Annotated in this window: 14 protein-coding genes; 10 read left to right on the top strand and 4 right to left on the bottom strand. The window is 50.3% G+C overall.

Going from position 1 to position 25,367, the window contains the following annotated elements; translation table 11 throughout:
- The 9 genes from PHW04_07135 to PHW04_07095 all read left to right on the top strand — a co-directional run.
- The coding region (locus tag PHW04_07135) for a hypothetical protein (protein ID MDD2715650.1) at positions 1-1,195 on the top strand (1,195 nt) is incomplete at its 5' end.
- A 7-nt stretch (positions 1,196-1,202) separates the two neighbouring features.
- Positions 1,203-1,913 (top strand): hypothetical protein, encoded by a 711-nt coding sequence (locus PHW04_07130; protein MDD2715649.1) that lies wholly within the window; start codon positions 1,203-1,205, stop codon positions 1,911-1,913.
- Between the two features lie 39 nt (positions 1,914-1,952).
- The gene (locus tag PHW04_07125) at positions 1,953-2,927 is read left to right on the top strand and encodes a hypothetical protein (GenBank protein ID MDD2715648.1); all 975 of its coding nucleotides are present in this window, start codon (positions 1,953-1,955) and stop codon (positions 2,925-2,927) included.
- 87 nt (positions 2,928-3,014) lie between these two features.
- Entirely contained in the window at positions 3,015-3,944 is a 930-nt protein-coding gene (locus PHW04_07120; protein MDD2715647.1) for an ROK family protein, read from the top strand.
- Positions 3,934-5,841: a hypothetical protein gene (locus PHW04_07115; protein ID MDD2715646.1), complete on the top strand. Its 1,908-nt coding sequence runs from the start codon at positions 3,934-3,936 to the stop codon at positions 5,839-5,841. Before PHW04_07120 ends, PHW04_07115 begins: the two co-directional genes overlap by 11 nt.
- Complete coding sequence (locus PHW04_07110; GenBank protein ID MDD2715645.1) at positions 5,834-6,100, top strand: HPr family phosphocarrier protein; 267 nt, start codon at positions 5,834-5,836, stop codon at positions 6,098-6,100. Before PHW04_07115 ends, PHW04_07110 begins: the two co-directional genes overlap by 8 nt.
- On the top strand, positions 6,100-7,869 hold the full coding sequence (ptsP, locus tag PHW04_07105; protein MDD2715644.1) for a phosphoenolpyruvate--protein phosphotransferase: 1,770 nt from the start codon (positions 6,100-6,102) through the stop codon (positions 7,867-7,869). Before PHW04_07110 ends, ptsP begins: the two co-directional genes overlap by 1 nt.
- Positions 7,844-12,136, top strand: coding sequence for a HEAT repeat domain-containing protein (locus PHW04_07100; GenBank protein MDD2715643.1), 4,293 nt, complete (start codon positions 7,844-7,846; stop codon positions 12,134-12,136). Before ptsP ends, PHW04_07100 begins: the two co-directional genes overlap by 26 nt.
- A 121-nt stretch (positions 12,137-12,257) precedes the next feature.
- Positions 12,258-15,398 carry a protein kinase gene (locus tag PHW04_07095; GenBank protein MDD2715642.1) on the top strand — a complete coding sequence of 1,047 codons (3,141 nt, stop codon included), beginning with the start codon at positions 12,258-12,260 and terminating at the stop codon, positions 15,396-15,398.
- A gap of 32 nt (positions 15,399-15,430) precedes the next feature.
- Here the strand turns inward: PHW04_07095 and PHW04_07090 are convergent, their stop codons facing one another.
- Positions 15,431-18,517: a hypothetical protein gene (locus tag PHW04_07090; protein MDD2715641.1), complete on the bottom strand. Its 3,087-nt coding sequence runs from the start codon at positions 18,515-18,517 to the stop codon at positions 15,431-15,433.
- Between the two features lie 140 nt (positions 18,518-18,657).
- Between PHW04_07090 and PHW04_07085 the strand changes: the two genes are divergently transcribed.
- A complete protein-coding gene (locus PHW04_07085) occupies positions 18,658-21,585 on the top strand; it encodes a discoidin domain-containing protein (GenBank protein MDD2715640.1) in 2,928 nt (975 codons plus the stop codon).
- A 123-nt stretch (positions 21,586-21,708) separates the two neighbouring features.
- Here PHW04_07085 and PHW04_07080 read toward each other — a convergent pair whose 3' ends face one another.
- The 3 genes from PHW04_07080 to PHW04_07070 form a co-directional block, all read right to left on the bottom strand.
- Positions 21,709-23,493, bottom strand: coding sequence for an SH3 domain-containing protein (locus PHW04_07080; GenBank protein ID MDD2715639.1), 1,785 nt, complete (start codon positions 23,491-23,493; stop codon positions 21,709-21,711).
- A gap of 87 nt (positions 23,494-23,580) precedes the next feature.
- Positions 23,581-23,784, bottom strand: a complete 204-nt coding sequence (locus PHW04_07075) for a hypothetical protein (GenBank protein MDD2715638.1) — start codon at positions 23,782-23,784, stop codon at positions 23,581-23,583.
- Positions 23,785-23,879: 95 nt separating this feature from the next.
- Entirely contained in the window at positions 23,880-25,280 is a 1,401-nt protein-coding gene (locus tag PHW04_07070; protein ID MDD2715637.1) for an SH3 domain-containing protein, read from the bottom strand.
- Positions 25,281-25,367 lie beyond the last annotated feature (87 nt).

Genomic DNA, 25,367 nt, shown 5'->3' with positions numbered 1-25,367 from the left:
TGGGGAAAGATGGTGGGTTGATCTGTTCGATTTTACCCTGGACAGATCTGATCTGTGTCTGTCAGGCCTGAAACTTCTGGTGCATGACAATTCATATACCGGCGAAGCGTATGTCGGATACAGGAACCAGCAGTTGAATGCGCTGGGACCTGAGATAAACACCTGCGGGCTGATTTTTCATTCAGGTACCGGGCCCAGGCGATTTCTCTGCAGAGTATCGACATACTCTGATCAGTCCAAGCCATATTTCCGCAGAAACAATACAGACATCGATGAAATGTCCATGGATTATGATTATTCAGGGGACCAATTCAGTCAGGCCAGCAGTTTGAGTTTCACCAGATCCAGAAAATTTCTGGCACCTCCGGCGTTTAACCTGATCCAGAACAGCGAAAAGGCTGCGGCATTGTTCCAGTCTCAGATGTCCTGGAACAGAGAAATCTGGTGGTCCGACCTGAATCTGCGTTTTGCGAATGAAGAGTATCAGCGTCCGTCCGGAGAAGATTACAGAGACGACAGCGGCGGCGAATTCAATTATTCACATCTTGTGGGCAGGGATCTGACTCTGCACGGGGGAGTGAAGTTACTGGCCCACCCTCAGGCCACTGACGATGAATTTACGTATCTCGCGGGTCTGGAATCGAATGCCACTTTTCTGAAGTATCAAGGCTATTGGATGGCTGAATTCCAGCGCGAACGGATTAACGGCGAGAATTATACCCGTGATGGGAACAACATTTCAGCCAGACTGCGCCTGACAGCCCATAATAATCAATATCAGCTCGACCTCAGGTGCAAGGACCGGGATTCAGACCCTGACCCGCTCTGCAGCGTGTTTTTCAAAGAGGCTGACTTGTCGAATATCCATTATTTCAGCCCAGTGGTCTGGATTGAAAGCCGTCTCGGTGGAGAGTCTGATGACCGGTATTTCAAGTATAAAACAGGTTCCTCGACCCAGTATCTCAACCGTAACACACGATATTGCCTTAACCTGGATTATTCTGAAAAAAGAAGTCTGGACGAGGCTACTAATTTTTCCCATCAAAACCTGACAGATACAATCACAATTATCAAGTCTCTCAATGTTAATGAGAATATTTCTTTCGATTTTTCCGAAGTCAATGAAGATTATAGTGAGGAAATTCTTAATAATCATGAATTAAAGGTTGGAATACGTTACACAAGGTTGTTTTAGAGGTATCATGAAAAAATTGTTTCTTTGGACATTGCTCTGTCCGATGATCCTTTTTGCCGGTGGATTCAAACAGCTTGAGATCAATGGAATCAAACTTTCTAATCATCAGGGAGGAATCTATCTTTACTCAGATGATTTAAAAGAAGGTCAGATCAAGCTGAACGGCCTGGTTGATACAGCTTTTCCAGTGCAGACGGCTGAGATTTCCTGGAATGCCGGTGAAACCTGGGATCAGATGCTTCTTAATAACAATAAAATCTGTCATGTTTTTTCGCCAGACCAGTTCCCCAGGGTTTATCAACTCATGATCCGTTGCGAGTGTTCCAATCATGAGAAAGTAATTACAGCAACCATATTTCCGGTTCGCTGGACAGCGGCCGGGATTCACGAACTTCTTCTGCAGAAGACCGAAAGTTTTTTCAGAAGTCTTGAGCGTGAAGAGAGAGAGGAAATACTTAGTTATTTTTCCCGTTCCTATCCTTTTTTCTATCGCCTGGAAGATGCTGTGACCAGATTCTGCAATCAGAAATTCATCCTCGGATACAGCCTCTTTTTTGGTCCTGTCAGACAAAATGGACTGGGATGGGAAGTAGAACTTGACTGGGAGAAAACACAGGGCGGCATCTGTACAAAAGGATTTGATCGTTTGTCATTCAAAAGGGAGTCTGATGGAGAATTCAGAATTTACAGGGTGACAGGAAACAATCTTCCTGATTGAACATCAGGTCTAATTAGATTATATTATATCCGGGGTAAAATGATCAGGCGTTTTTCTCTTTCTGATTTCAACAGATTGAAATCCTTATGGAAGGGTGACCCATTTCCGATATTCTTTGAACAAGGGTGGCTCACCAGAACTCTTGACAGCGGTTATCTGAGTTTTGCCAATCGGGGGTTTTACCTGACTTATTGGCAGAACAATCAGCTCCTGGCAGTTTTTCCAATCACTTACAGGAAGTTGTTTTTCAAACTGATCATGATGCCCTATCTGACTCCATATCTCGGATGCGTTTTCAAGGATGCGGAAGAACCTGGAAGCCACAGGCTGGAGAAGCATGGTAAAATCTTCGGAGAGTTTCTGGATTATCTTGCGGCACAAAACTATTTCTGGATATTTTATTCATTTGATCCTGAATTTATGAATCTTCAGGAAGCTATCTGGAGAAATCTGCATGTCGAACTCCGCTATACCTATCTCCATTCACACCCTGAAAATGTGACATCCACTTTAGCGGCTGATCTGAAAAGCGATCTCAGATTTGCCGAGAAATCAGGAATTGTGACTGAAATCTCCCTCGTCTGGGAAGAATTCCTTGATCTGTGGGAAGCGACGCTTTCCAGGCAGAATGTCCGAAGGATTGGAAAAGGAGTTTTCAAATCATTGATCTGCTGGCTTTTCAGGGAAGACAGGGCCTTTCTCTGCTTGAGCAGAAACGAGGAGCTGCAATCCGGTTGTCTGATATTGCGGGACAATGGCAAATATTATTATCTGGCCGGTGCAGACAGGCGTAAAATCAGAGGTTCCGGTACCAGGTCTCTGATGCTGGCACTTCAGCATGCAGCCAGCCAATCCGCAAGTTTTGATTTTGAAGGTTCGATGATTCCGGGGATCGCGCATTATTTCCGCAAATTCGGTGGAGAGCTGATTCCTTATTATTCACTGATGCATCCGTTGATTAAAATTCTGCTGTATCTGAAACGTTATATCTCTGTGTCCGGGAAAAATATGTAAAACAACAGGTTTCCCCTGAATCAATTTGCATTTTCTCTGATCATGTGATAAAATGAGTCGTCAGTCTTGGGGGATAAATTGTTTTTTGTGGGAATTGACGTTGGTGGTACAAACACCCGCCTTGCGCTTATCAATGAACAGGGAGAGCTGGTTAAAAGTTCCCGGTTTTCAACGCTTTCATATAAAGACAGCACTGCTTTCCTGGACAAGCTTTTGAGAGAAATTGTTCCATTGATTAAAGGGGAAGCCCCCATTGGGATCGGAATTGCTGTTCCTGGGGTAGTAGATGCTTCAGGCACTGTTTTAAGGTATGCACCAAATCTGAATTGGATTGATATCCCCATGGGGAAGGCGCTGTCTGATCGGACCGGCCTGCCGGTTTATCTGGAAAATGATGCAAACCTGGCTGCGCTTGGAGAACTCGGTTTTGGAGAACTTAAAGGTGAAAGTGACGGCATTGCCCTCACTATCGGTACAGGGATCGGAGGAGGCGTAATTCTTAACGGTTCCCTGTTCAGGGGCAAGGATGGTATGGGTACTGAGATCGGTCATATGGGGCTGGTTTTTGGAGGGGGAATCTGCGGGTGCGGGAAAAAAGGCTGTTTCGAAGTCTACGCATCTGCAAATGGATTTATCAGGATTGCAGCGGAAGAATATATGAACGCGAAAACGACGTTCCCCAAATCTGAGTCTGAGCAAAAAAAAATGCCTGAGATAATACTGACCAATTATCTGAGCAGGATACCACTCGCGATTGGAATCGTTGAAAAATATTCGGATTTTCTGGCTGCCGGAATCGGATCTCTGATCAACATTTTCGGTCCGGTAAAAGTAGTTCTGGCAGGTGGATTATTTCACAGCGGTGAGATCCTCTTGCCTGTTGTAACTGGAAAGCTTTCTCAGTATTGTTTCAGGCTATTTGCTGAGAAGACTGTGATAGTCAAAAGCAATCTGATCGACAAATCCAGCCTGCTGGGAGCATATCTGCTGCTTCGGGAGAAAATCGTTGACCAATGAGATCCTGTTACTTCTATATTTCAACGAACCGCTTGGCCAGCTTCAACTGGGCACAAAGGCCAGATTTTTCATGTTCGTGGAAGAGCTGCTCGCAAAACTTGGTAATCTGAAACTCAATCTTTATTTCAGCGGATTCATCCTGGAATGGATCGAACAGGAGCGCCAGGATTTTTTCCAGGAATTCATACCTTACATCAAACAGGGGAAAATCGAAGTCCTGATCAATGGATTTTATGAACCTAATTATAGTTTGATCCCTAAAGAAAGAGCTGAATCACAGATCAGAAAGAGCATCTCCTTCTGCCATAAGAAGTTCGGTTGCGTGCCCAGCTCAATGTTTCTTCCCAGAATGCTCTGGACGGATTACCTCTCAAATGTGTTGCCTGATTGTGGAATTCGGAATGTTGCTATCGTGGACGAAGGGAGAGACGGGATCACTCTAACCGGCTTATCGGAAAATCCTCTCAAGGTGATTGGTTTTGACTTGAGAAAAGCCAGGCAGTTTTTTCTGGAAGGTACTGGAGTCCTGAAAAAGCTGGGCCAGGTCGAAAGCCCTCTTTTCCTGGCTTTACCTGCTGAATTGTTCACCAATCGTGTCGGGAGCGACTGGCTGTTTGACTTTCTGCAGGAATTAAAGGACACAAATTCCAATTCTCGCTGTGTTTCAGAGACGGATTGTAACAAAAACATTTCCCGGACAACAATACCGGGAATGAATCTGGGAGAACTTCTCTGGCTGGACGTGGTTTACAATTACCCATACTATTATTTTTTCATGGACGATGTTGGCGCTGAAAAAAAGATGCTGATCAAGAGTGATTTTCTGGATTATCTGAAAAGCTTCCCTGAAATGTGGAACATGTATCAGCTTCTGACCAGAATTGAAGATTCAAATGATTCAATCTTGAAGCAGGAAAAGGCCGAAAAACTTCTCTCTTCGCTTGAATTTTACGGATACCTCTGGCCGGGAATTTTTGGAGGACTTAATTATTCGGCCTTGAGGCAGAATTTTTTCAGGGAAAGTTTGATGTTGAATGAAATGGTCCCCAGCCGGTCAAAAACAGGACTCAGTCTTGAAACCGGAATCAACGGAACTGATGAAATCAGATTTGACAGCGATATTTTCGGGATCTGTTTTGATAAGCAGACTGGTGCCATCACTCAGTTCGATTTCAAACCGAAAAAGTGCAATCTCCTGAATCGCAGGAAAAACTACCGGAAAATCCTGGAATGGCGGAATGAGATGTTTGGAACCCTTGACGAAGAGACCTTGAGTTCTGAATTGAACTTCAATCAGGTTCCATCATTTCTCAGAGAATCTTTTGCTCTGAGAGAATGTGATTCTTTCAGAGATACTGGACTCAAGCTTCTCCATACTCTTTATCGGGATGGATCAGGCAAGAATGTTGCCAGGGCTTTTTTCGAGACCGATTTCGGGATGGATTGCGTTGCGTTGAAACTTAGTAAGGAAGTTTCACTTCGCGATTCCAACAATAATATCTGCGTCAGGTACCATCTCACCAATACTTGCGCCACAGCGGTCGAAAACCTGCTGCGCATCGACTTCGACCTGGGTCTTTCCCATCCGGGATATTCAGGCAGTTTTTTCAGGACCTGCACTCCTGAAGAAACCAGGGAATTCGGTTTTGAAAACAGATCCTGCTTCGAGTCATCAGGAGAACTGCAGGTGTTCGACGGGCTGCTGGGAGTTGAAATCGATTTCTGTCATCCTGTGTTGACATGTCTGACTGCACCGGATTATGTTATTGACAGATTGCCGGAACAGTACCAGCTGGTTTTTCAGGGATGCAGTGTGAGCTTTTTTAAATCTATCTCCCTGAAACCCGGAGAAGAATGTTCCTTTGAAATGACTTTCAAGGTAACGCCATATGCATAAACTGGAGACAATAGTCAGAAACAAAGCCGGGCTGCATGCGAGGCCTGCTGCGCTGATCGCCGAAACCTCCCAGAAATTCAAATCTGAGGTTTTTCTGCAGAAGAACGGTACTGTGGTTAATGCCAAAAGCATAATCGACATCATGTTGTTGGCTGCCGAGAAAGGTAGTACCATATCAATCAGCGCTTCCGGCTCTGACGAACTTGAAGCCGCTAAAGCAATTCATAATTTATTTGAAAGCATGTTTGACGAGGATTAATGCTGAAAGGGATTGTTGCTTCAGAAGGACTGGGAATCGGGAAAGCCTTTATCATAAAGAAGTTTCTCTGTAAAAATCTTAAGCCTCGGAGCATCTCAGATGGAGAAATTGACAAGGAACTCACCCGGCTTGACAGTGCCATTAAAAAGGCCACTTCCGAATTAGCCCAGCTTAAACAGAGGGCTGACCGGGAAATTTCCAAGGAAGCCTCGGAAATCTTCCAGGCTCAGATCATGATCCTGAATGATCCACTCTTTATGGGTGAAATCATCGAAATTGTGAAATCCGAGAAAGTCGACGTTGAAAACAGCTATCTTCGGGTAATGAACAAATTCATCGGCCTCTTCGAGAAGATGAAGGAAGAATATTTCAGAGAGAGGGCCGACGATATCCGTGAAGTCGGCGAACGCGTGATTGGAATTCTCCATGGCCGCGACTCCAAGAGCTTGCAGAAGTCTGATGATGAGATAGTACTGGTTGGAAGCCAGATTGGGATCAGCGACCTGATGAATTTCGATAAATCCAAGATTGCAGGAATCTGTGTTGAAACATCAGGCGGCACCTCACACATGGCGATCTTCGCCAAGACCTTGGAAATTCCCATGATCGTAGGATTGACGGACATCACTTCCAAAATCACTGATGATCTGCTCATGATTATGGACGGAATTGAAGGAAAAGTGATCCTGAGTTTTGACGAGCCTACTTTAAACCGGTACAAGCGTCAGCAGGAAGATTACTACATCAATAAATTCAAGGAAAAAGAAGACAGTGCCAGGTCGGATGCCAGAACCCTTGACGGGCATGTATTTATGATCGACGCTAATATTGAGAGGGAAGAAGAAGCCATGCTGGCGGCTGAGTACGGTGCCAACAGCATCGGACTGTATCGCACGGAGTACCTGTTCGCTGAATACGAACGTCTGCCTTCCGAAGAAGAACAGGTGAAAAGCTATTCCAGAGTCCTGAAAGCCTTCCCTGACAAGCCGGTAATCATCAGATCCTTTGATCTGGGCGGTGACAAGCAGTTCTATCGATTCAAGAACATCAAGGAAGAAAACCCTTTCCTTGGATTGCGCGGGATCAGGATCAGCCTGCAGCACATAACCCTGTTCATCACCCAGTTGAAAGCCCTGTACAAATCCAGTCCCCACGGGAAACTGCACATACTGTTCCCCATGATCTCTTCGATAGAAGAAATTCATAAAATCAAAGAGATTATTAAAGGTGTTAAGGATGACCTGAAAAAAGAAAAATACCCATACTCGAAAAATGTGAAGCTTGGTGTTTTACTGGAAACCCCTGCATCTACCTATCTGATCGACGATTTTTCCCGCGAAGTGGATTTTTTCAGTATCGGGACCAATGACCTTCTGCAATTTATCCTTGCAGTTGACAGAAATAACCCTTATATTTCCGAATCTTACAATATTTTTCATCCGGCGATTTTTCGCAGCTTGAAAAAAATCATCGATAGAGTCCATCAAAACGGACTCTGGACCTCCATTTGCGGCGAGATGGCCTCAAACCCACTGATTACGCCTGTTCTGTTGGGTTTCGGCATCGACAAGATGTCCCTCAGTCCGCCCTTAATTCCACGCATAAAGAAGATAATCAATAAATTGCATCTGGACGACGCACGGGAACTTGCCGATACAATTATGAAGTTATGCAAATCCGAAGAAATCAAGTCCACTTTGGAGAATTTTCACAGGAATTGCATAAAAGCGCAGGAGGTCTCTGATGAAATGCCCCCATTGCGGAGCTGATAATGTCGATAACAGCAAGTTTTGCGTCGAATGCGGAGCCGGGCTTGATGAAGGCGGAAAAGCCAATCTGGACATCGGCGGCCTGAAAGCCAAGGTGAAAAGTGAAAAGGGCGATGGTATCGATGCCATGATCCGCGAGGAGGACGACCTCTTCGATCTGGACCTGAATCTGGATAAAAACAGTAAAAGCTCGAACAAGGATGATGAAGATATTTTCCGTGAACTGGGGCTGGTCGAGGAAAACGATTCCGGAAAAGACGCCAGGAAAGGCAAGGAGTCCGGGGAAATTTCCATTCAGTCCAATTTTCTCAATGAAGACAGCAATTTTCTGAATGATGTCCCTTCCAAAGAAGTACCTTCCAAAAAGGCATCTGAACCCAAGAAGGAAACCACAGATTCCGCTGAAGATGATTTTTTCAAGGAACTGGATCTTTCGGATTCCCAGCCATCAATTGACGTGAAATCCGAATCCGGAGATCTGAAGGATGACATGAGTTCTTCCGGCGAGATTAAGCTGGACTTGCTGGAAAGCAGCGTCCAGAAGCCGCCCTCTGCCCAAATCACTGATTCCAAGAAATCATTCGATGAACTTTTTGCGGGTGGTGACGAGGAAAAATACGATGAGCTTCTGCCAAAGAAAAAAGAAGATAGCGCAGATAACGGATTTGATTTTTCTCTGGACAGTAAACCACAGCCGGAAGCTAAAGCTGCGAAACCATCAACCAGCAAAGATGAAGGCGATTTAGACATTAAAATGGGTGATGACGCAGAATTCAGTCTTGACGATGAAGGCTCGGATGACGATTTCAGCGATCTTCTGCCACCTAAAGCTGAGGAGGGGAAGAAAGCCGAAGAGATGGATTTCGATCTCAGCGGCGAAGATAAAGAAAAAGGAGAGTTCTCATTTGAAACCGAGAAATTCAGCCTGGATGAACCGGCAGCTGAATCTGAAGAAGAACCACTTTTCGACGCGAGCGCAGTCAAAACGCTTTTCGCTTCCCCTGAAGAACCCAAAGTAAAAAAACCGGAAAATGCTGACTTGAAGACTGAAGTACCTCAATCAACAGTCACTCCTTCCAAGAAAACAAAGATTCCACCGCCTGCAGTTTCCAGGGAAGAGTCAGATCTTTCCAGAATCCTGCCCGAACTGACACCGGAACCGGAAATACCTGAAATTAAATCGCAGATCGAACCTGAGATCAGCTCTGATGAAGCTGAACCTGTAATCGTGGAGAGCGTACCCGGCGGTCCGGCCAAGGGTAAAGAAGCAGTTCCCGTGATTGAGCGCGTCAGGAAAAAGATGCAGGCAGAGGAAGAACGGGAACGTGAAGGAGAAGAGTCCCAGGAAGAAGAAATCCAGGTTCCGGAAGAGGAAGATGAACAGAAACACCTTGAAAATCTGCTCTTCAGGTTGCAGCAGGAATCGAATGACGACGAGAAATATGCCATCATACAGGAACTCGGTGAACATAAAGCCGAAAACGGTGTTAAACCTATTCTGGATATTTTAAATCAGGACAACCTGGATCTGCGGGAAGCAGCGATTGAAGCGCTTGGCGATATCGGTTCAGGCCTCGCTACCGACCCCCTGCTTAAAATGCTGGTGCAGGAAGGAAATGAGGATATCTGCTATCTGCTGATCAAGGCTCTGGGAAAGATTGGATCAGTCCAGGCTGTGGAACACCTGCTGCTGGTTCTGAATAATGAAAATGATGATCTGGTGTATGTAGCTGCCGAATCACTAGGAAAGATCGGTGATGAGCGTGCTGTGGATGGATTGATTCCGCTCCTGAAAGAAAAAAGCGGCGACTTGCGCTTTGTGGCTGCTAAAGCCCTGGGGAAAATTAAAAGCCGTAAGGCTATCCCGGCCCTTAATAAGCTGGCTGACGACCCGGTCGACGAGGTCAGAAGTGCCGTCTGCGAAGCTCTCGGCCTCCTGCGGGCCGAAGAATCTCTGGATGTGCTGGTTAGTCAGCTCTCAGACCAGAACGATGATGTCAAACTCAAAGCTGTCTGGGCGCTTGGTGAAATCCGCCGTCGAGAGATAGTAAACTCGATTTCCATATTATTGAAGGATCTCAATGAAAGGATCCGCAAGGAAGCGGCCGTAGCACTCGGAAAAATCGGTGATCCGTTTTCCTGCGAATCCCTGATCGAAGCTCTGGCTGACGTACAGGATGAAGTGCGCCTTGCAGCCTGCGAGTCCCTGGGACTTTTGAAAACACCACGCGCGGTGGCTCCCCTGATCAAACTGTTGAGCGAGAATATCGCACCTGAATTGAAGCAGAAAGCCATCATCGCGCTTGGCGAGATCGGCGATGAGGAAGCCACTGAAACAGTGATCCAGCATCTGGATGACAAGGATGAACGGCTGCGCGAACAGTCTGTGATCGCTCTTGGCAAGATCGGTAACCGCATGGCAACCGAAGCTTTGATCGAAGTGATCGACGATGCCAACGATGAAGTCAGAAAACAGTCTGTAATTGCGCTGGGAGTGATCAAGAACGAGATGGCTATCTCCAGGCTCATTCGAAAACTGTCAGATGAGAATGTTGTGGTGAGCGAAGAAGCTGTAGATGCGCTGGTCAAATTCAAGGAACAGGCCACTGAAGCCCTGGTGGAATTTCTTCCCGGCTCAAAAAGTGACATCAAGTCCAAAGTAATCCGTGTGTTCTCCAGAACTGGAGACATCAGGACAATCATGCCGCTGGTCAGGCTTCTGGACAGCAATGACAAGAAAATCAAGGCTCTTACCGTGGATGCCCTGCTCTCAATCGACAGGGCAGTGATGGAAAGCCGCAAGATGATCCTGGTGATGAGGGAATCATATTCATGGCTGCGCTTCACCATCGCCCAGTGCCTGATCCGGGAAAAAGATTCCAGGGTATCCGGGATGCTGGTTTCGATCCTGAAAGATACAATCCGCGCCAAAGATCTGGAAGAACTGCGAGGTCTTGAAGACGAAAATATTTTCTGCACTGTCCGGGAAGTATTGAACGGCATGCAGAGAAATGTGGCCGAACTGCTCGGAAAATTCGGTAACGAGCAGGCGGTGGACCAGCTGATCGAAGTGCTGTCCGAATCTGAGTCAATCGCTAAATACTGGGCCGTGTTTGCTCTCGGGGAACTCGGCAATTCCAAGGCAATCGAAGTGCTGATAGGGCTTTTGAAGCATAAAACCGATGGCGTTGATTACTATGAAATAGCCAATGCCCTGGTGAAAATCGGGGAGCAGAAAATTGTGCGTATCTTACTTGAGGAGCTTACCGTGGCGGATGATTATGCCAAGGAAAGCATTATTTACACGCTGGGCGAATTCAAAGATGTGCGTGCGATTGAACCATTGGTCAGAAGCCTCAAGGACTCCAACGAGCAGTTGCGCAAGGTCGCTGTGGAAGCCCTTGGCAAGATCGGTTCCGCGCTGGCAGTGGAACCACTGGTCAAAGTCCTGCGCGACTCCAACGAAAAGATCCGGATGACGATCATCGAGACCCTTGGCGCGCTCCGGGATCCGAGAGCAGTGGAACCGCTCACGGAATCTCTGGGTGACAAGAGCGAAACGATCAGGATCAGGATCATTGAATCCCTCGGGAATATTGAAGACCACAGAGTGGTGCCGATCATTCTGAAGAGCATCAATGACCAGAGCGATCTGGTACGGGCGAAAGCCGCCAGAATCCTGGGTGAGAAGAAGGACCGCAGAGCTCTGGAAAGTCTGTACAAGCTGCTGGACGATCCGGACAACCGCGTGCGGGAAGAAGCCGTGGAAGCACTCGGCAAAATCGGAGATACAGGTGCGATTACACCGCTGGTCAAGAACCTCAGCCTGGAGAACATGTGGATCAAGAACAAGATTTTCGAGGCAATCAGCCAGTTTGGCGAACAGGCTATCCCGCTGCTGGTGAAATGCCTGAAGAACGACGACCAGGTGCTGCGGGACAATTCCACAGAGATCCTGTCCATGATTCAGAACAATCAGCTGGAAAAGATCCTGATTAAGATGCTGTATGACCGCAACCGATTCATGAGGGAACATTCAGCGCTGGTGCTGGGAAACATCAAGAGTGTGGGATCCTGCGACTCTCTGATCGAACTGCTCTCTGACCGCAGCAAGAGCGTGCGCGGGGCTGTCTGCAAATCCCTCGGCAGGATCTCCGATGTGCGGGCCATTCCGCCGCTCAAGGAAGCCCTGAAGGACGAAAGCCGCGAAGTCAGGGAACAGGCTAAACTTGCATTGAACAAAATTTACGAGAAGAACAGGATCTGAATTCACTTTTCTTTTTCTTCTCAGGCGGCATTTAAAACCCCATCTCCAAGTCTATCCTGTTTTCAGATACAGGTTCTAAACTCATTTGAAATTTTCAACGTTGAGAGATAAAATTCAGGTAATGAACGAGAGTCCAAAAATTTCCAGAAAAGACATCATAGAACTCCTGGTCCGCAAATTTTCCCAGGCCGGCTGCGTCTGCATAGTAGGCCTGCCCGGGTCAGGCAAAACATGGCTGACAGGAGAATTGCTCGCCAGCCTGCAGAAGAACGGGTGGAACTCAATCATCCTGCGCTGCAGGGACGCCTGGACTGAAGAGGATTTCTACAGTTCACTCTCAGACACCCTGCGCCTTTATGCCGGCGACAAGGAAGTACCGATCTTCTGCCATGATCCGGAAAAGTTTCTTGATTTCCTGTCCAAAAGGGACATCAAGCTGATCATCGACGATTTTCACATGAGCGAAAGCAGAAAAACGCTTGACCTGCTTGAAAAGGCTTCTTCCTCTGCAGAGGGAAGGGTGATCGTCACTTCCAGAACCAGACCGAAAACCTCGATTGAAGTTTCAGCGGACATTTTCACATACTTCCTGCCCCCGCTGATCGAATCCGAAACTTTGGAAATGGTTGACTCGATCTTCGAGTTTCAGAATCGTGATCTCCCGGATGCGGAAACGAAAAGAAAGATCTGCAAACTGTCCCAGGGACATCCCTTTTCAGTCAAGGCGATCTGCGCTCTTTTGTTATCAGGAGAGATGACCCTGACCAAGTGGGGCGGAGATAAAAAACTCGATGAAATCATCAATCATTTTTTCGAGGGTTCTTTCTGGAAATCCCAGACTAAGGATTTCAGGCAGATCCTGAAGCAACTCAGTGTTTTCCGCATCCCTGTGGGCAGCGAAATCGTGCGGGATATTGCAGCGGACAATGACGGAACCATGCTGGACAGGCTGAGAGACTCGTGCCTGGCCGAGTACGATTCCTTCGGCAAGATTTCCCTGCCCATGATCCTCAAGAGTTTCATCAGGGAAAAGATACCGGATGCAGAGATGGAGGAGCTGCACGACAGAGCAGCATTGCTGCTGCAGAAGCGTTTCGGTTCAGAGCCGCTGTATGTAAAAGAGATTTATAATCATTTTCTCTTTTCGCGACAAAGGCATGCCGCCATTGATGCCCTGATTAAGTTCGGAGATATGAACCTGTTCCTTCCGTCTGTAAGCTGCGACCTTGTGTTCATCATCCGGAACGAGCTCGAATCAGCCGGGTACCGTGAGCGTGATTTGAAACTGGCCCTGATCGACCAGCTGATCCTGCAGAATAGATTTGAGGAAGCCCAGGTGGAAATCGAAGCCATCGAGGGTGTACACAGGGCATTTTTTGCCGCCTGCATTGAATATTACAAGGGCGGCATCGAAGCCGCGCTGGATTCATTCTCTCTCCTGCTGAAGGAAGCAGATCCGACCTTGAAATTTCTGCTGCTGTTCAAAATCGGCATGTGCCATCTGCAGCTAGGGGATCTCGAAAAAAGCCGGGAAATTCTTGAAGAAATACCTAAAATGCAGGGATTCGCATCCGATTTGAAAGCAACTGCCCTGTATTTCAGATGCAACTCGTTTTTATTCGACTACCTGGGAAACGTTGAGAAAGCGCTCTCAGAGATCGAGCAGGTAGTCGGGCTGGCCAGGGAAAACGGGATGAAAACTTTTCTGGGAGATATTTTGTCCCTGAAAGGGCATTTCCTTCTGAAACTTGCCAGAATGGAAGAAGCTGGACAGGTCGCCGTTGAGGTGTTGAAACTGGCAGAGGAGCAAGGCGATTCCGCTCTTTCCGGGACTGCCTGCGGCCTGCTGGGATCTCTCAGCTACCATCAGGGAGATTTTAGGAAATCCATCGAATACCGCCTGAAGAGCAGGGATTTTTTCCAGCGTTCCAATTCCGCGGTTTTTACGGCCTGGACGCATGCCGATATCGGTAGGGCGTATCTCAGGCTGGGGGAAGAAGATGTTGCTGAAGATTATTTTGCAAAAGCGCTGGAAACGATCGACCAGGTGGACGACTTCGCTCCCAAGGTCAGAGTGAATTATTCCTATTGTGAATTGCTGCTTTTCTCCAGCAGATTCGTGGAAGCCCTGGAAAGGCTTCAGGCAATCGGAAAGCTTTTCCACGGTCAATGCCCGGTCCTGTTTACCAGCTTTAATTTTCTGATGGGAACAGCGCTTGAAAAACTGGGGGAATCGGCTAAATCCCGCGATTATTTCAAGCAGTACCGGATCGACCTGGATTCCATGTCTGCAGAAACCAGGAAGCTGACCGAAGAGGATGATTCCTGGCTGACGGTCAAACTGCGCGAACTGGGAAAGATTGGGCCACCGGCTCTCAAGGCGAAGCAGGCTCTTGCCTATGAATTGTTCGCGGATTCCGCGGACCCCGGCCTGATAATCGATGGCCTGGCTGGAAATTTCAAAGATTTCCAGAAGATCGGCATGGGCGGCATGGGTGTGGTTTTCAAGGCACTGGACATCAAGCGCGACCGGACAGTCGCCATCAAGGTGCTTGCGGAAAAATACCGCGACAATCTGAAATTCATCCGCCGCTTCATCAAAAGGGACGGGCTGGCCGCCCAGAGGCTCGATCATCCTGGAATCGTCAGGATCTTCGAGGTCGTCGAAGGGGAGATACCATACATCGTGATGGAATACGTGGAAGGCGAGAGCTTCAGGAAAATCCTGGACCGCCTCGGCAGGCTTCAGCCGCAGCATGTGGCGCGCATCGCCCTCCAGGTGGCCGAAGCCCTTGCCTATGCCCACAGCCACAACATCATCCACCGCGACATCAAGCCTGACAACATCATGCTGCACCAGAATCGTCTCGCCAAGATCATGGATTTCGGCCTGTCCAAGGTTCTGGATGTAGCATCCATGACCGGAACCGGCGAGGTGTTCGGCACTCTTTACTACATGCCCCCCGAACAACTCAGGGGTGGCGACATTGTCGAAGGCACGGACATTTACGCGCTGGGAGTGACGCTTTACGAATTCCTGACAGGCACCTTACCTTTCAAGGGAAATAACCCCGAGCAGGCCTTGTACAAGATTTTCAACACCTCACCTCCCCCGCCATCCGGGATTGTGCCTGAGGTGTCTCAGAAACTTGACCGGATAGTGATGAAGGCGATTGAAAAGGATGCTGCCAAGCGTTATCAGAATGCCTATGAACTGATCGACGACTGCAAAGTGTTTGAATCGAAAAAGCAGCATCGCTGAACTTTACCTTGTCAAGTATCGGACTAACCCATTCATTTGATTCCCAGCTTTTCCAGCACTTCCGGACATGCTCCGGTGACTGAAACGGGAATCATGATGAATTCTCCGCCGGTCCGGGTATTCACGACCCTGGCCAGGCAGGGATAGCGTTCGCCGTCATCAGGGCTCAGAAGCTTTCTGTCAGTCTTTGTGAATGCCAGTGGCTGGAAGAACAGCGGTGAACTGATCGCGAAATCAGTGAATGCTTCCTGGACACTGCCAGAGATGGAAGGCATCCCGGCCAGCGGCCCGCTGAATTCGATCCCGCTGCCTGCGATCTTGAACCCGAACGCGCCGCGCGATGTTTCCCAGGAATTGAAGAAATCGCCTTTTCCCCAGGAAATGACCCCGAATCGCTTGGGTTCCAGCAGAGTCGCTTCAGTCCTGGCATCGATCGGAGCCCAGGTAAATTGATCCGATTCGATACCCATTCTGGGCGGGTCTTTGTATAAGCCGCCGCCTCCACCGTAGTTGACAACCTGAACTGCGATCAGGTTGTCTTTACCGAAATTCAGCGAGGCATAGGCCGGATCGCCGGGTTTCAAGGCATAGCGCTGGAAATGATCGCGGCCCCATTCCGAACCGACCAGAATTCCGTTTAGATAGACCCAGTCAGCATCGTCAACTGCCCCCAGTTCGAACAGAATGCTTCTGCCCCTGGCCTCTGCCGGAAGCTGAAAATGGTGCCTGTACCAGCCCCATCCCTCATAGGATTTTTTCAGATGGTCCTCCCACGTGCCGGGAATTTTGACCGGTTCCCAGTCTTGATCCGGATAGTCCTGTCTGAACCAGCCATTTACGAATCCGGATTCCGTTTCCCTCCAAACCTGTGTCCCGGCCTGGGAGGTTTTGAAAACCCATCCGTCCAGGGGGCTGCCGGCAAGCAGGTGGCGGTAGTCATACCAGTCTACAATTCCGCCGGTTTCACCCATTGTCCAGCGGTCCTGCATGGTCCCTCCGTAAAAGACGATCGCATTTCCCCGGTCCAGGAATCTGGTGAGGGCCGGACGGATTTCGACTCCGGCTCTGGTCTTCAGGGGAAGGGCGTTTCCGGGAACGATCAGGGCTGAGATGTTTTGGGAGTCCAGGCACAAAAGCTCATCGACAGTTACGTATCTCCTGGGCAGGCCGTCCGGCAATGCGGCAGGGAAACTGTCGTCGTGGAACACGGCGGCCCGGCGATTTTTCAACTGAGGGCAGCCGAGTGGCTTTACGGAAGGTAGTTTTGCAAGATCCGGATAGATCCGCGGAGAAACCGCTGCGGATTCTGCGCCTTCGACCGCCGCGCCCCTGACCGATTCAACGATTTTCACCCTGGGGTCTGTGACGCGGATGTAGAGTTTCCCATTTTCCTGCGAGAGGAATATTTCGCCCCCGGGAAGCGGAACCGTGGCGCTCCAGTCTTTCCATTCTGCAGGGACGTTCGGTGATACGCGAATCCTGGCGCAGCCTGGCTCAAGGATTTCGATTCCGAGCAGCCCTTCGACAATTGCGTACTGATACGAACCGGCGGCACTCAGGAAGGCGTTCCCGCCTTCAGTCACGCCTTCAGGCGAAGTCAGCTCCTCCATCATTCCGGGATAGTGCTCGTCTTCCAGGGTTTTTGAGCAACATTCCAGCAGGTGAATCCCGCCGGCTATGTCTCCGTTCTGCAGCCGGGCTCGTGCTTCCACGGCGTTCCACCAGGGCCACATCTTGTAATTATGGTCACAATTGGCTTCCACATGCGACATCGGCGGATAGATCGTGGTCGAGCCTGCAGCGCGCCAGTTTCGGTTTTTGACTGTTTCCAGAGTTCTTCCGATCCTGTCCGCTGGCGCTACGCCGCATAAAACCGCCAGGCTGTTTTCCGCCGCAGAGGAACGCGTATCCCGCAAGTCCCAGAGGGAAAGATTGTCGTATTCGCCGGTCGATTCATTCCAGAGCACGTTGTTGATCGCTGCCACGAACCTGTCTCTCACGCTTTGCAGCCTGGACGCTGCCGAGCAGTCACCGAGGGTCCGCTCGATCATGGAAAATGTGTTCAGCAGATCTGCGAACAGGGCATTGGAATACAGGACGCGCGCCCCATCCGGGAAAAGAAAGAACCGCGAATGGTCCATCCATTCCGTCACGTCGACCAGCAGGCCTTCGCGGCGGTAATCGCGCCCGATCCAGGCGTTGACCCACGGCAGCAGGACTTTTTCGGCATCAGCCAGGAATTTCCTGTCTCCGGTTAAGAGAAAATAATGCCAGACAGCGTTCGCCAGCCAGGAGGTTCCCTCTGCAGAACCTCCCTGCGAAGGGTCTTCGGTCGCTTTCAGACCAGCCGGATTATTGGCCGCATAGCGCCCGAGATCATATTCGAGCGTGGTGCGGGCACGGGAGAACTGGCCGCTTGCCATCGCCCCGGGTACGAGTCCGGTTCCCAGATCGCGGGACCAGACATCGCGCCAGCGGAAGATTTCACATACATGCAGGTGCCCGTCGAATCCGAGATCAAGGAGATAGCGGTTGAAAGGCACTGCGCGGTTCACGAGTTCCGAAGGGGTCTTCAGGACAAAACCTTTTTGGTACTGCTCTTCCCATTGTTTGCGTAAATCGCTGAAAGTGCCGTGAGGAGCTTTTGTCCCGGAGAATAGAATCAGTTCTCCCTTGTTTTTCTTCATCTCGATGGGGATCAGCCCGGAACGGGAAAGAGCAGGTGCGCCATGCTGGCTGATTTTCAGGGCTATGCTTTTCTTCTTACCTGCCACCCTGACGGCCAGGACATACGGATTTTCCTCAGTCGCGCCGTGCAGAATCTCCACTTTCAGTCCATGCACCGCAAGAGAGTAAACCACACCCCCTGGAAAGAAAACTGAACCTGCATCCTTCGAGGATATTCCGACCGGATGGCCGTCTATCAAGATCTCGAAGGTTCCGGCCGCATCGCCTCCGGTATGAAATTCGTATCCGTCGGATCGCACTTTCACTACGCTTCTGCCGTTGCCGACAAGCCCTGCCGGAGTTTTGCCGGAATATTCAATCACGTTACCCTGCGCTGCAACAAGCGGTGTGCCGATTAAGGTGAGAAAAAACATCATGGCCAGGGACTTCATGAAACCTCCAGAATTATCTGAAATATATTGATAGTAAAACACAAAATATTCCAAAGCGCACGCTGTAATTATCCGATCACTAGTGACTGAAAGGTTCGTTCAGGTGTAAAATGGAGGCGTCCATCATTTGAGGAGGAATCGTGCCAAAAAATTCAATCCTGCTTCTTGTGACAATTTTCCTGTTTGCGCTTCAGGTGGATGCCCAATCCGCCATTACAGCCATTGCCTCGGCTTCCATGGAAACATGCCCGGCGCAGTTAGCAGTTGACGGAGACCCGAACACCCGCTGGATCAGCGCGCCTGAAGACAATCAATGGTGGCAGGCGGATTTTGATTCCCCGCGTTCGATCTGTGGAATAGTAATCAAATGGGAATATGCTCATGCGGAAAAATACGCGATCGAAGTGAAAAGCGGGTCAGGCGGGTGGCATAAGGTTTATGAAACCGGCACTTCGGACGGCAATACAGATATCATCCATTTCGAACCTGTCACTGCAACAGCAGTGAAGCTCGAATGCATCAAACGTGGGACAGGCAGCTGGGCCTTTTCGATCTGGGAAATCGGATTCATCGACGGTAAAGACGCCCCCATTCTCACCGCCGGAAGTGACCGCTCGTGTTTCACGGTCAGCCTGCCAAAGCCGATGCCTCTTGGCGGTATAATCCTGAAATGGGGTGAAAAATATCCTGTCTCTTACTTTCTGGAAGCCACTTCTGACGGTAAAGCCTGGAAAGAGGTTTACAGCACTGCCAGGGGGAAATCAGGCGAACAATGGGATTATTTCGACTCCGTGGAAGTCAGTGGCATCCGTATTAATTGCGGGGGAAAAGGATTCGATCTGCTTGGCTATGAATTCAAGGGGTCCGAAGAAAAGGCAGACAGAACGAAACCCTATCTGGCACTGTCCGGGAAACACCCGGGAGAATACCCCATGTGGCTTTCCTGGAAACAGGAATTCTGGACAGTAGTCGGTATCCCGATCGAGAAAAACGAGGGTGTGTTCTCTGAGACCGGTGCAGTCGAACCCTTCAAAAATGGATTCAGCGTGATGCCGTTCGTGCTGGACGGGAAGAAGCTCCGGACGGCCCTGGACTGCAAGGTGTCCCAGAGCCTTCAGGACGGATATCTGCCGATCCCGACCGTCAGATGGGAGACTAAGGGCTGGGATCTGAAAATCACAGCCGTCGGTACAGGTACTCTTGGAAAGTCGCATACAGCGGTAAGATACTCTTTCACTAACAATAAAAAGGAAGCTTTCAAGGGAAAGCTGGCCCTGGTAGTGAGGCCGCTGCAGTTGAATCCGACCTGGCAGCACGGAGGATTCAGCCCGATCGACAGATGCGAATGCCTGAACTGCGACGATTTTTCATATCTCCGCATCAACGGGCAGCCGGGACTGATTGCACTCAGCCGGCCCCTTTCGATGGCCGCCATGGAGTTCGATACTTCGGAAATCATGGATTGCGTCAGGAACGGATCTCTTCCGGATTCCCCAATCATCAGAAGCAAGGAAGGCGCGATTTCCGCAGCAGTGCTGTTCAGCCTGGATCTCAAGCCCGGGCAGAAAAAAGACATCCTCGTCGCGTATCCGATGGAAGGGGGATTCTCCCCAAGCGCTTTGGCCGGTTTTTCCTTTGAATCTGCGAGATCTGCCGAGGCACAGCGCTGGAGTGAACTTACGAACAGGGTGGAAATCAGGATTCCGGAAAAGAGGCTGACTGACGTGGTGAAATCCAACCTGGCCTATGTCCTGATCAACAAGGATGGGCCATGGATTCAGCCCGGATCGCGCAATTACTCCCATTCCTGGATCAGGGACGGCGCACTCACCGGCATCGCTCTGATGAGGATGGGACTGGTGAATGAAGTCAGGGACTGGCTGGAGGCGGTTGCTACCATAATCCCGGACAACGGCTATGTGCCGTTCATGAGATTTGAGAACGGGAAAACTCCGGCTTTCGTAAATGACAGTTCCACTGATGGAAAGGAATTTGACAGCCAGGGTGAATATCCCTATGCAGTCCGCAACTACTTCGACTATTCCCATGACATTGAGTATCTCAAACTCGTTTATCCCAAGGTGCTCGCTTCCCTGAAATTCGCCCGAGACCTGCGACATTCCACCATGACCGAGGCGATAAAAAACGATCCCAGGCAGGCCCCGAACTACGGCATACTGCCCGGTTCGAACAGCCATGAAGGATATTACCCCGGAATGCACAGTTACTGGGATGATTTTTTCGTCCTGCGCGGCATCAAGGATGCGATCTATCTCGCTGAGCTGCTGGGGGACAAGGAGAACGCCTCCATGCTGCAGGCCGAACTCACAGACTTCAGCAAATGCCTGTATGACTCTCTCAATCTGGTGATTTCAAGCCGGAATATCGACTATATTCCCGGCTGCACGGAAAAGGCGGATTTCGACGCCACCTCAACCGCCATAGCGGTCGTGGCCTGCGGGGAGCTCGACAATCTCCCGAAAGAGCAGCTGAAACACACTTTCGACCGCTATTACGAGGAATTCCGCAAGGGTACTGTTCCAGGGCATGAGAGGACATTCACTCCCTATGAAGTGCGCTCCGCCAACGCTTTCGTCAGAATGGGGCAGCGCGACAGGGCTCTTGCCATGCTCAGATACCTCACCGCCAGTTCGGTCCGCCCTTATGCGTGGAATCACATGGCTGAACTTGTGCATGCTAATCCCAGGGAGCCTTCCTACATCGGCGACATGCCGCACACCTGGGTAGGTTCGGGATTCATCGACGCAGTCAGGACTATGCTGGTCTATGAATCAGGGGACAAACTGATCCTCTGCGCAGGAATCGACGCGGACTGGCTCAAGAGTGGCGTTACTGTCAAAAATCTCCCGACCAATTACGGCATGCTGAGTTACTCGGTCAGGAAAATCGGCAAAAAGATCGAATTCTCAGCTACAGGGACTGCCACCCCCCCTGGAGGGATGATTCTCAGGCTTCCGACTCAACATGGGGACAGGGACGTCGCAGTGCCAGAACTGCCGGCTAAGATCAGCATTGATCCTCTAAACATCGCAGGGACGAAGAATTAAATTCCTGCCACAGGCAGATGCACATGCTGACAACTACAAATGGTGTGACTGAATAGTAATGGAAAAACCAGGGCTGGGTTTGCGCCCAGCCCTGGAAATTCATTGATTCTCACCTGCCAAGTATCAGTCGAGGGTGACAAGATCTTTGTAAATATAGCCGTTGCCGTTGTTCGGGATCACGATCCTGTACCAGTTCCCTTCCATGCCCGTAGTCACGACCTTGGTCCCCTTCTGCACAGTGCCGAGTATTGAGTAACCGGTTCCAGGGCCCTTGCGTACATTGACATTGTCGGTGTTGACAGTCCCGACTTTCTGGTTCTGGTTATAAAGTTTGATCTGCAGTAGCTTTGCTGTCTCTGAACCGCCGGACTTGAGCGTGAACTTGATCGTAACTTCAGTACCGCTGAGCGCGTCCTCATTTACTTTGCCCGCTCTGATGGTAACGCTGTTCGATTTCCTAGCTGCCAGGGTACCGGCCTGATGCGGACTCTGCACAGTTATCTCCGGGCCTGCCGAGATCTCAATGACTGCGCCTTGCGAATCGACGAAACCGTAATTGACAATGTCGGCTGAGATTTTGAGTTCCTCGCCGGTCTCGAAAATCCCGTTGCCGCTGCCGTCCAGGACCACTGCCCGCCTGATTTCCAGCACCGCATTTTCGTGATAGTACTTGTCCGCAGCCTCACCCCCCTTGGTCCCTCCTTCGGCGAAGGCTGCGGGATAAACCTCGGCGGCAGCTTTGTCGTATCCTTCTTTATAACCCTTGTTGAACAGGTTCCTGCAGGCCGTGTCAAATCCTTCCTTCTTGCCGGCCGCAAAACCCTCGCCGCGCCCCCGCTCCCTGTCCGCAGGATATTCCTGCTGCTCCTGCGCGGCATATGCAGAGTTGTAGGCGGAATCATAGGCATTGTGGTAGGCGATCTGGTAGGCCTGGTCCTTGCCCTGGCCGTAGCCAAAGGAATAGCTGTTCTGGTAAGCGGTCTGGTAGGCCGATGAGTAAGCGTTGCCATAGGTCTGGTTGTATCCTTCGGTCCTGGCACGCTGATAGGCCTGGTCATAGCCCTGCCTGTATCCCGCGTTGTACCCGTCCTGCCATGAACGCGACTGATTCCAGCTGGCCTGTTCCAGCCTGGTATCCGGGATGTCCAGCCCGTCGAGAAGCAGGCTGTCCGGACCTTCGCTTCCGCTGAGTCTAGTGTCACCACCGGAGCGGCCGAAGCTGTCATGCAACTGTTTCTCCTTCTTAGCGAAGCCGTCCTTGTATCCGGCCTGCCAGCCCTTTTCCTTTTCCACTTTGCGCGCTTCGGTATCGCCAGCGGCAACGCCCTTATCGTAAGAATCGCTTTTCTCGCCCTCCGCATAGCCTGCAGCATAACCCTCGTTTTTTCCGGCCTTGAAGCCTTCGTCATAACAGCGCTTAGCTCCTGCGGCCTTGCCGTTTTCCGTACCCTTGGCTTCGCCGTCGATTTTGCCCTGCCTGATCCCCTGCTCCTGGCCTTCGCGGTTACCGTCCTGGACGCCTTTGGTATAGCCGTCGTTCCTGCCGTTCCGGTCTCCGTCCGCCCTGCCCTGGTTATAGCCTTCATTGCGGCCGTCACGTATTCCTGCCTGGTAGCCGTCAGCTCTCCCGGCGTTCATGCCCTGGTTGAAGCCCTGCTGATAAGCCGGGTCATATGGATTTGGATTCGGATTCGGGTTCGGATAAGGGTTGGGTTGTGGCTGAGGGTTAGGATTAGGGTGCGGATGAGGGTACGGTCTCAGATCAACGCTCCCCGGCTGAGTAAGACTGCCGCCCGGAAACCATGCTGCCAAAGTGCAATTGCCGCAGTTTCCGGCATTTTCAGCTGCCCCGGATGTTGCGAACAATACAGCCATCAGCACTGTCATCAGTTCTTTTACATTCTTCACAAAGCCTCCTCACGTGATTTTACAGTTTCAGGATATGTTTCGTTAATAATAAGCCCGGAACAACTCCATTTTAAGCATCAAAACGCATCAAAACATTTCCGTAGGGATCTTCCGCATCACGATCTGGGGGCGGTCCTTTACTTTATTCGCGATGATCTGTAAGTAGGAAAAGTTTGATGGTATGTTAAATTTCGCGGAGTATTCCTGTGACACGTCATGGCGTATCGCAGCCCGGATCAGAATATCTTTCGCGGACTTGGGAAATCCGTCGGCATCGACATAGATTTTCATGGATTGCCCGTGTAATTGTAAGCGATTGTTCACCAGCATCGGGTATCTGTTAAAATCTCAAAAGCCCCGTATCTCACAGTAATTTTTTCCGAAAATCAGAGCGCTACCAGCGACTCATGTACATAACCGGTTCTGCCGTCGGGGATAATCACTTTGTACCAGGTGTCTTCCTTGCCGAGGATCTGCACCTGAACTCCATTATTCAGCGAGGCGATCACAGGAAATTCCGTTCCCGGGCCGGAGCGGACATTGGCGGCCGTATCCACGGAAATATGGCCGGTCTGGTTTCCGTTGGGAACTGGACCAGGATTGCTGCCTGTGATCACAGCCCAGAGATCCGGCCAGGGGATGTTGCCTGCGCAGTCTGTGCTGCATCCCTGCATGGCCTTGTGTTCGGTGATGCCGGGGCAGCCGCGCTGGACCGGGATGCCGTACTGGTCGGCGAAAAAGCGGATCATCCTGCCGCTGGCCTGGATCATAGCCTGGCTGTTCCACCATTCTGGATGGGCGACAGTTGCCTCGTGCTCGACGCTGATCGAGCGGGAGTTGTTTGCCAGGCCTGTAGGGGAGCCGCAGTTCCAGCTTGTGTCAGCTACTCTGACGACCTGGGTGATTTCACCGTCGTCGTGCCTGATGCAGAATTGGGTGCTGGCGCTGGCGCTCGGGTTGTGAAACCAGGAAATTGCGCCTGCGTATGTGCCCATGCCCATCCAGTGATTGACCCAGGTGTCAATGTTGTGATTCCTGCCGCCGGTGTAATTGCAGGAAGTGATGTCGGAAATCGCGCCCGGGTAATCAGCGCGGGACCGGGCTGCTTCAGCCTTCCAGGATTTGTATTTAGGCATCTTGGACTCGATCAGTTCCATGTCGATTGATTTCTGGGCGCAGACTCTCACTTCCTGATTGAAGAGGTTGATCTCGCTGACCCCTTTTTTCAGGATGCGGAAGTACTGGCCGGACTGCATTTCCTGGAATTCCTCTTCGTACAGGCCGCTAAGTTTTTTCACAGCATCGAACCAGTCCTCGAGGCGGGAAAAACCGGCGCGTTTTTCGCCGGCAAAGCTGGCCAGCAGGGCTGCCGCTCCCCTGATGTTGGCTTGCGGATCGTCTTTGAGGACCTGCCGCTCACAGTTCAGGAGGCCTGCAGCCTCGCCCAGGGTGTCGACTCTGTCGTTCTCGACCAGGTGCATGACGCCCCAGCCGCGGTCGATGGTGGGACCGATCTGGATCCAGTTGCTTTCCAGGTAGCCGACGGTTTCCAGGATCGAAGACGGAACCGAGAATTCTTTGGCAGCAGCGGCGATCATAGCCCGGACCTCATCCACTGACGGCTGCGGCTGTTCGACATAGTGGCGCCACAACGCCTCGTCCTCTGCCGATACATCCGACGCAGTGATCACAGCCTCCAGGACTTCCCGGGCATTGTATCCAGCATGAACCACCGGGCATAGTAAAAGCTCGCTCAGTATGATAAAGACGCACACTTGATACAGCATACTGTTCCTCCTTATCAGATGTAATCTCTTTTAATCAATTGTTGATGATTTTAAGCCATCCGGCAAGCTACAAAATGTTTCATTATG

It is taken from the genome of Candidatus Wallbacteria bacterium (genome assembly GCA_028687545.1).
Taxonomy (GTDB): Bacteria; Muiribacteriota; JAQTZZ01; order JAQTZZ01; family JAQTZZ01; genus JAQTZZ01.
Note: the sequence above shows the minus strand (reverse complement) of the source record. Positions and strands in the feature narration are given on the sequence as shown.

Excerpts from the sequence above, each read along its gene's own strand:
- PHW04_07130 (MDD2715649.1), top strand. The coding sequence starts at position 1,203 with ATGAAAAAATTGTTTCTTTGGACATTGCTCTGTCCGATGATCCTTTTT.
- PHW04_07125 (MDD2715648.1), top strand. The coding sequence starts at position 1,953 with ATGATCAGGCGTTTTTCTCTTTCTGATTTCAACAGATTGAAATCCTTA.
- PHW04_07110 (MDD2715645.1), top strand. The coding sequence starts at position 5,834 with ATGCATAAACTGGAGACAATAGTCAGAAACAAAGCCGGGCTGCATGCG.
- ptsP (MDD2715644.1), top strand. The coding sequence starts at position 6,100 with ATGCTGAAAGGGATTGTTGCTTCAGAAGGACTGGGAATCGGGAAAGCC.
- PHW04_07100 (MDD2715643.1), top strand. The coding sequence starts at position 7,844 with ATGAAATGCCCCCATTGCGGAGCTGATAATGTCGATAACAGCAAGTTT.
- PHW04_07095 (MDD2715642.1), top strand. The coding sequence starts at position 12,258 with ATGAACGAGAGTCCAAAAATTTCCAGAAAAGACATCATAGAACTCCTG.
- PHW04_07090 (MDD2715641.1), bottom strand. The coding sequence starts at position 18,517 with ATGAAGTCCCTGGCCATGATGTTTTTTCTCACCTTAATCGGCACACCG.
- PHW04_07075 (MDD2715638.1), bottom strand. The coding sequence starts at position 23,784 with ATGAAAATCTATGTCGATGCCGACGGATTTCCCAAGTCCGCGAAAGAT.
- PHW04_07070 (MDD2715637.1), bottom strand. The coding sequence starts at position 25,280 with ATGCTGTATCAAGTGTGCGTCTTTATCATACTGAGCGAGCTTTTACTA.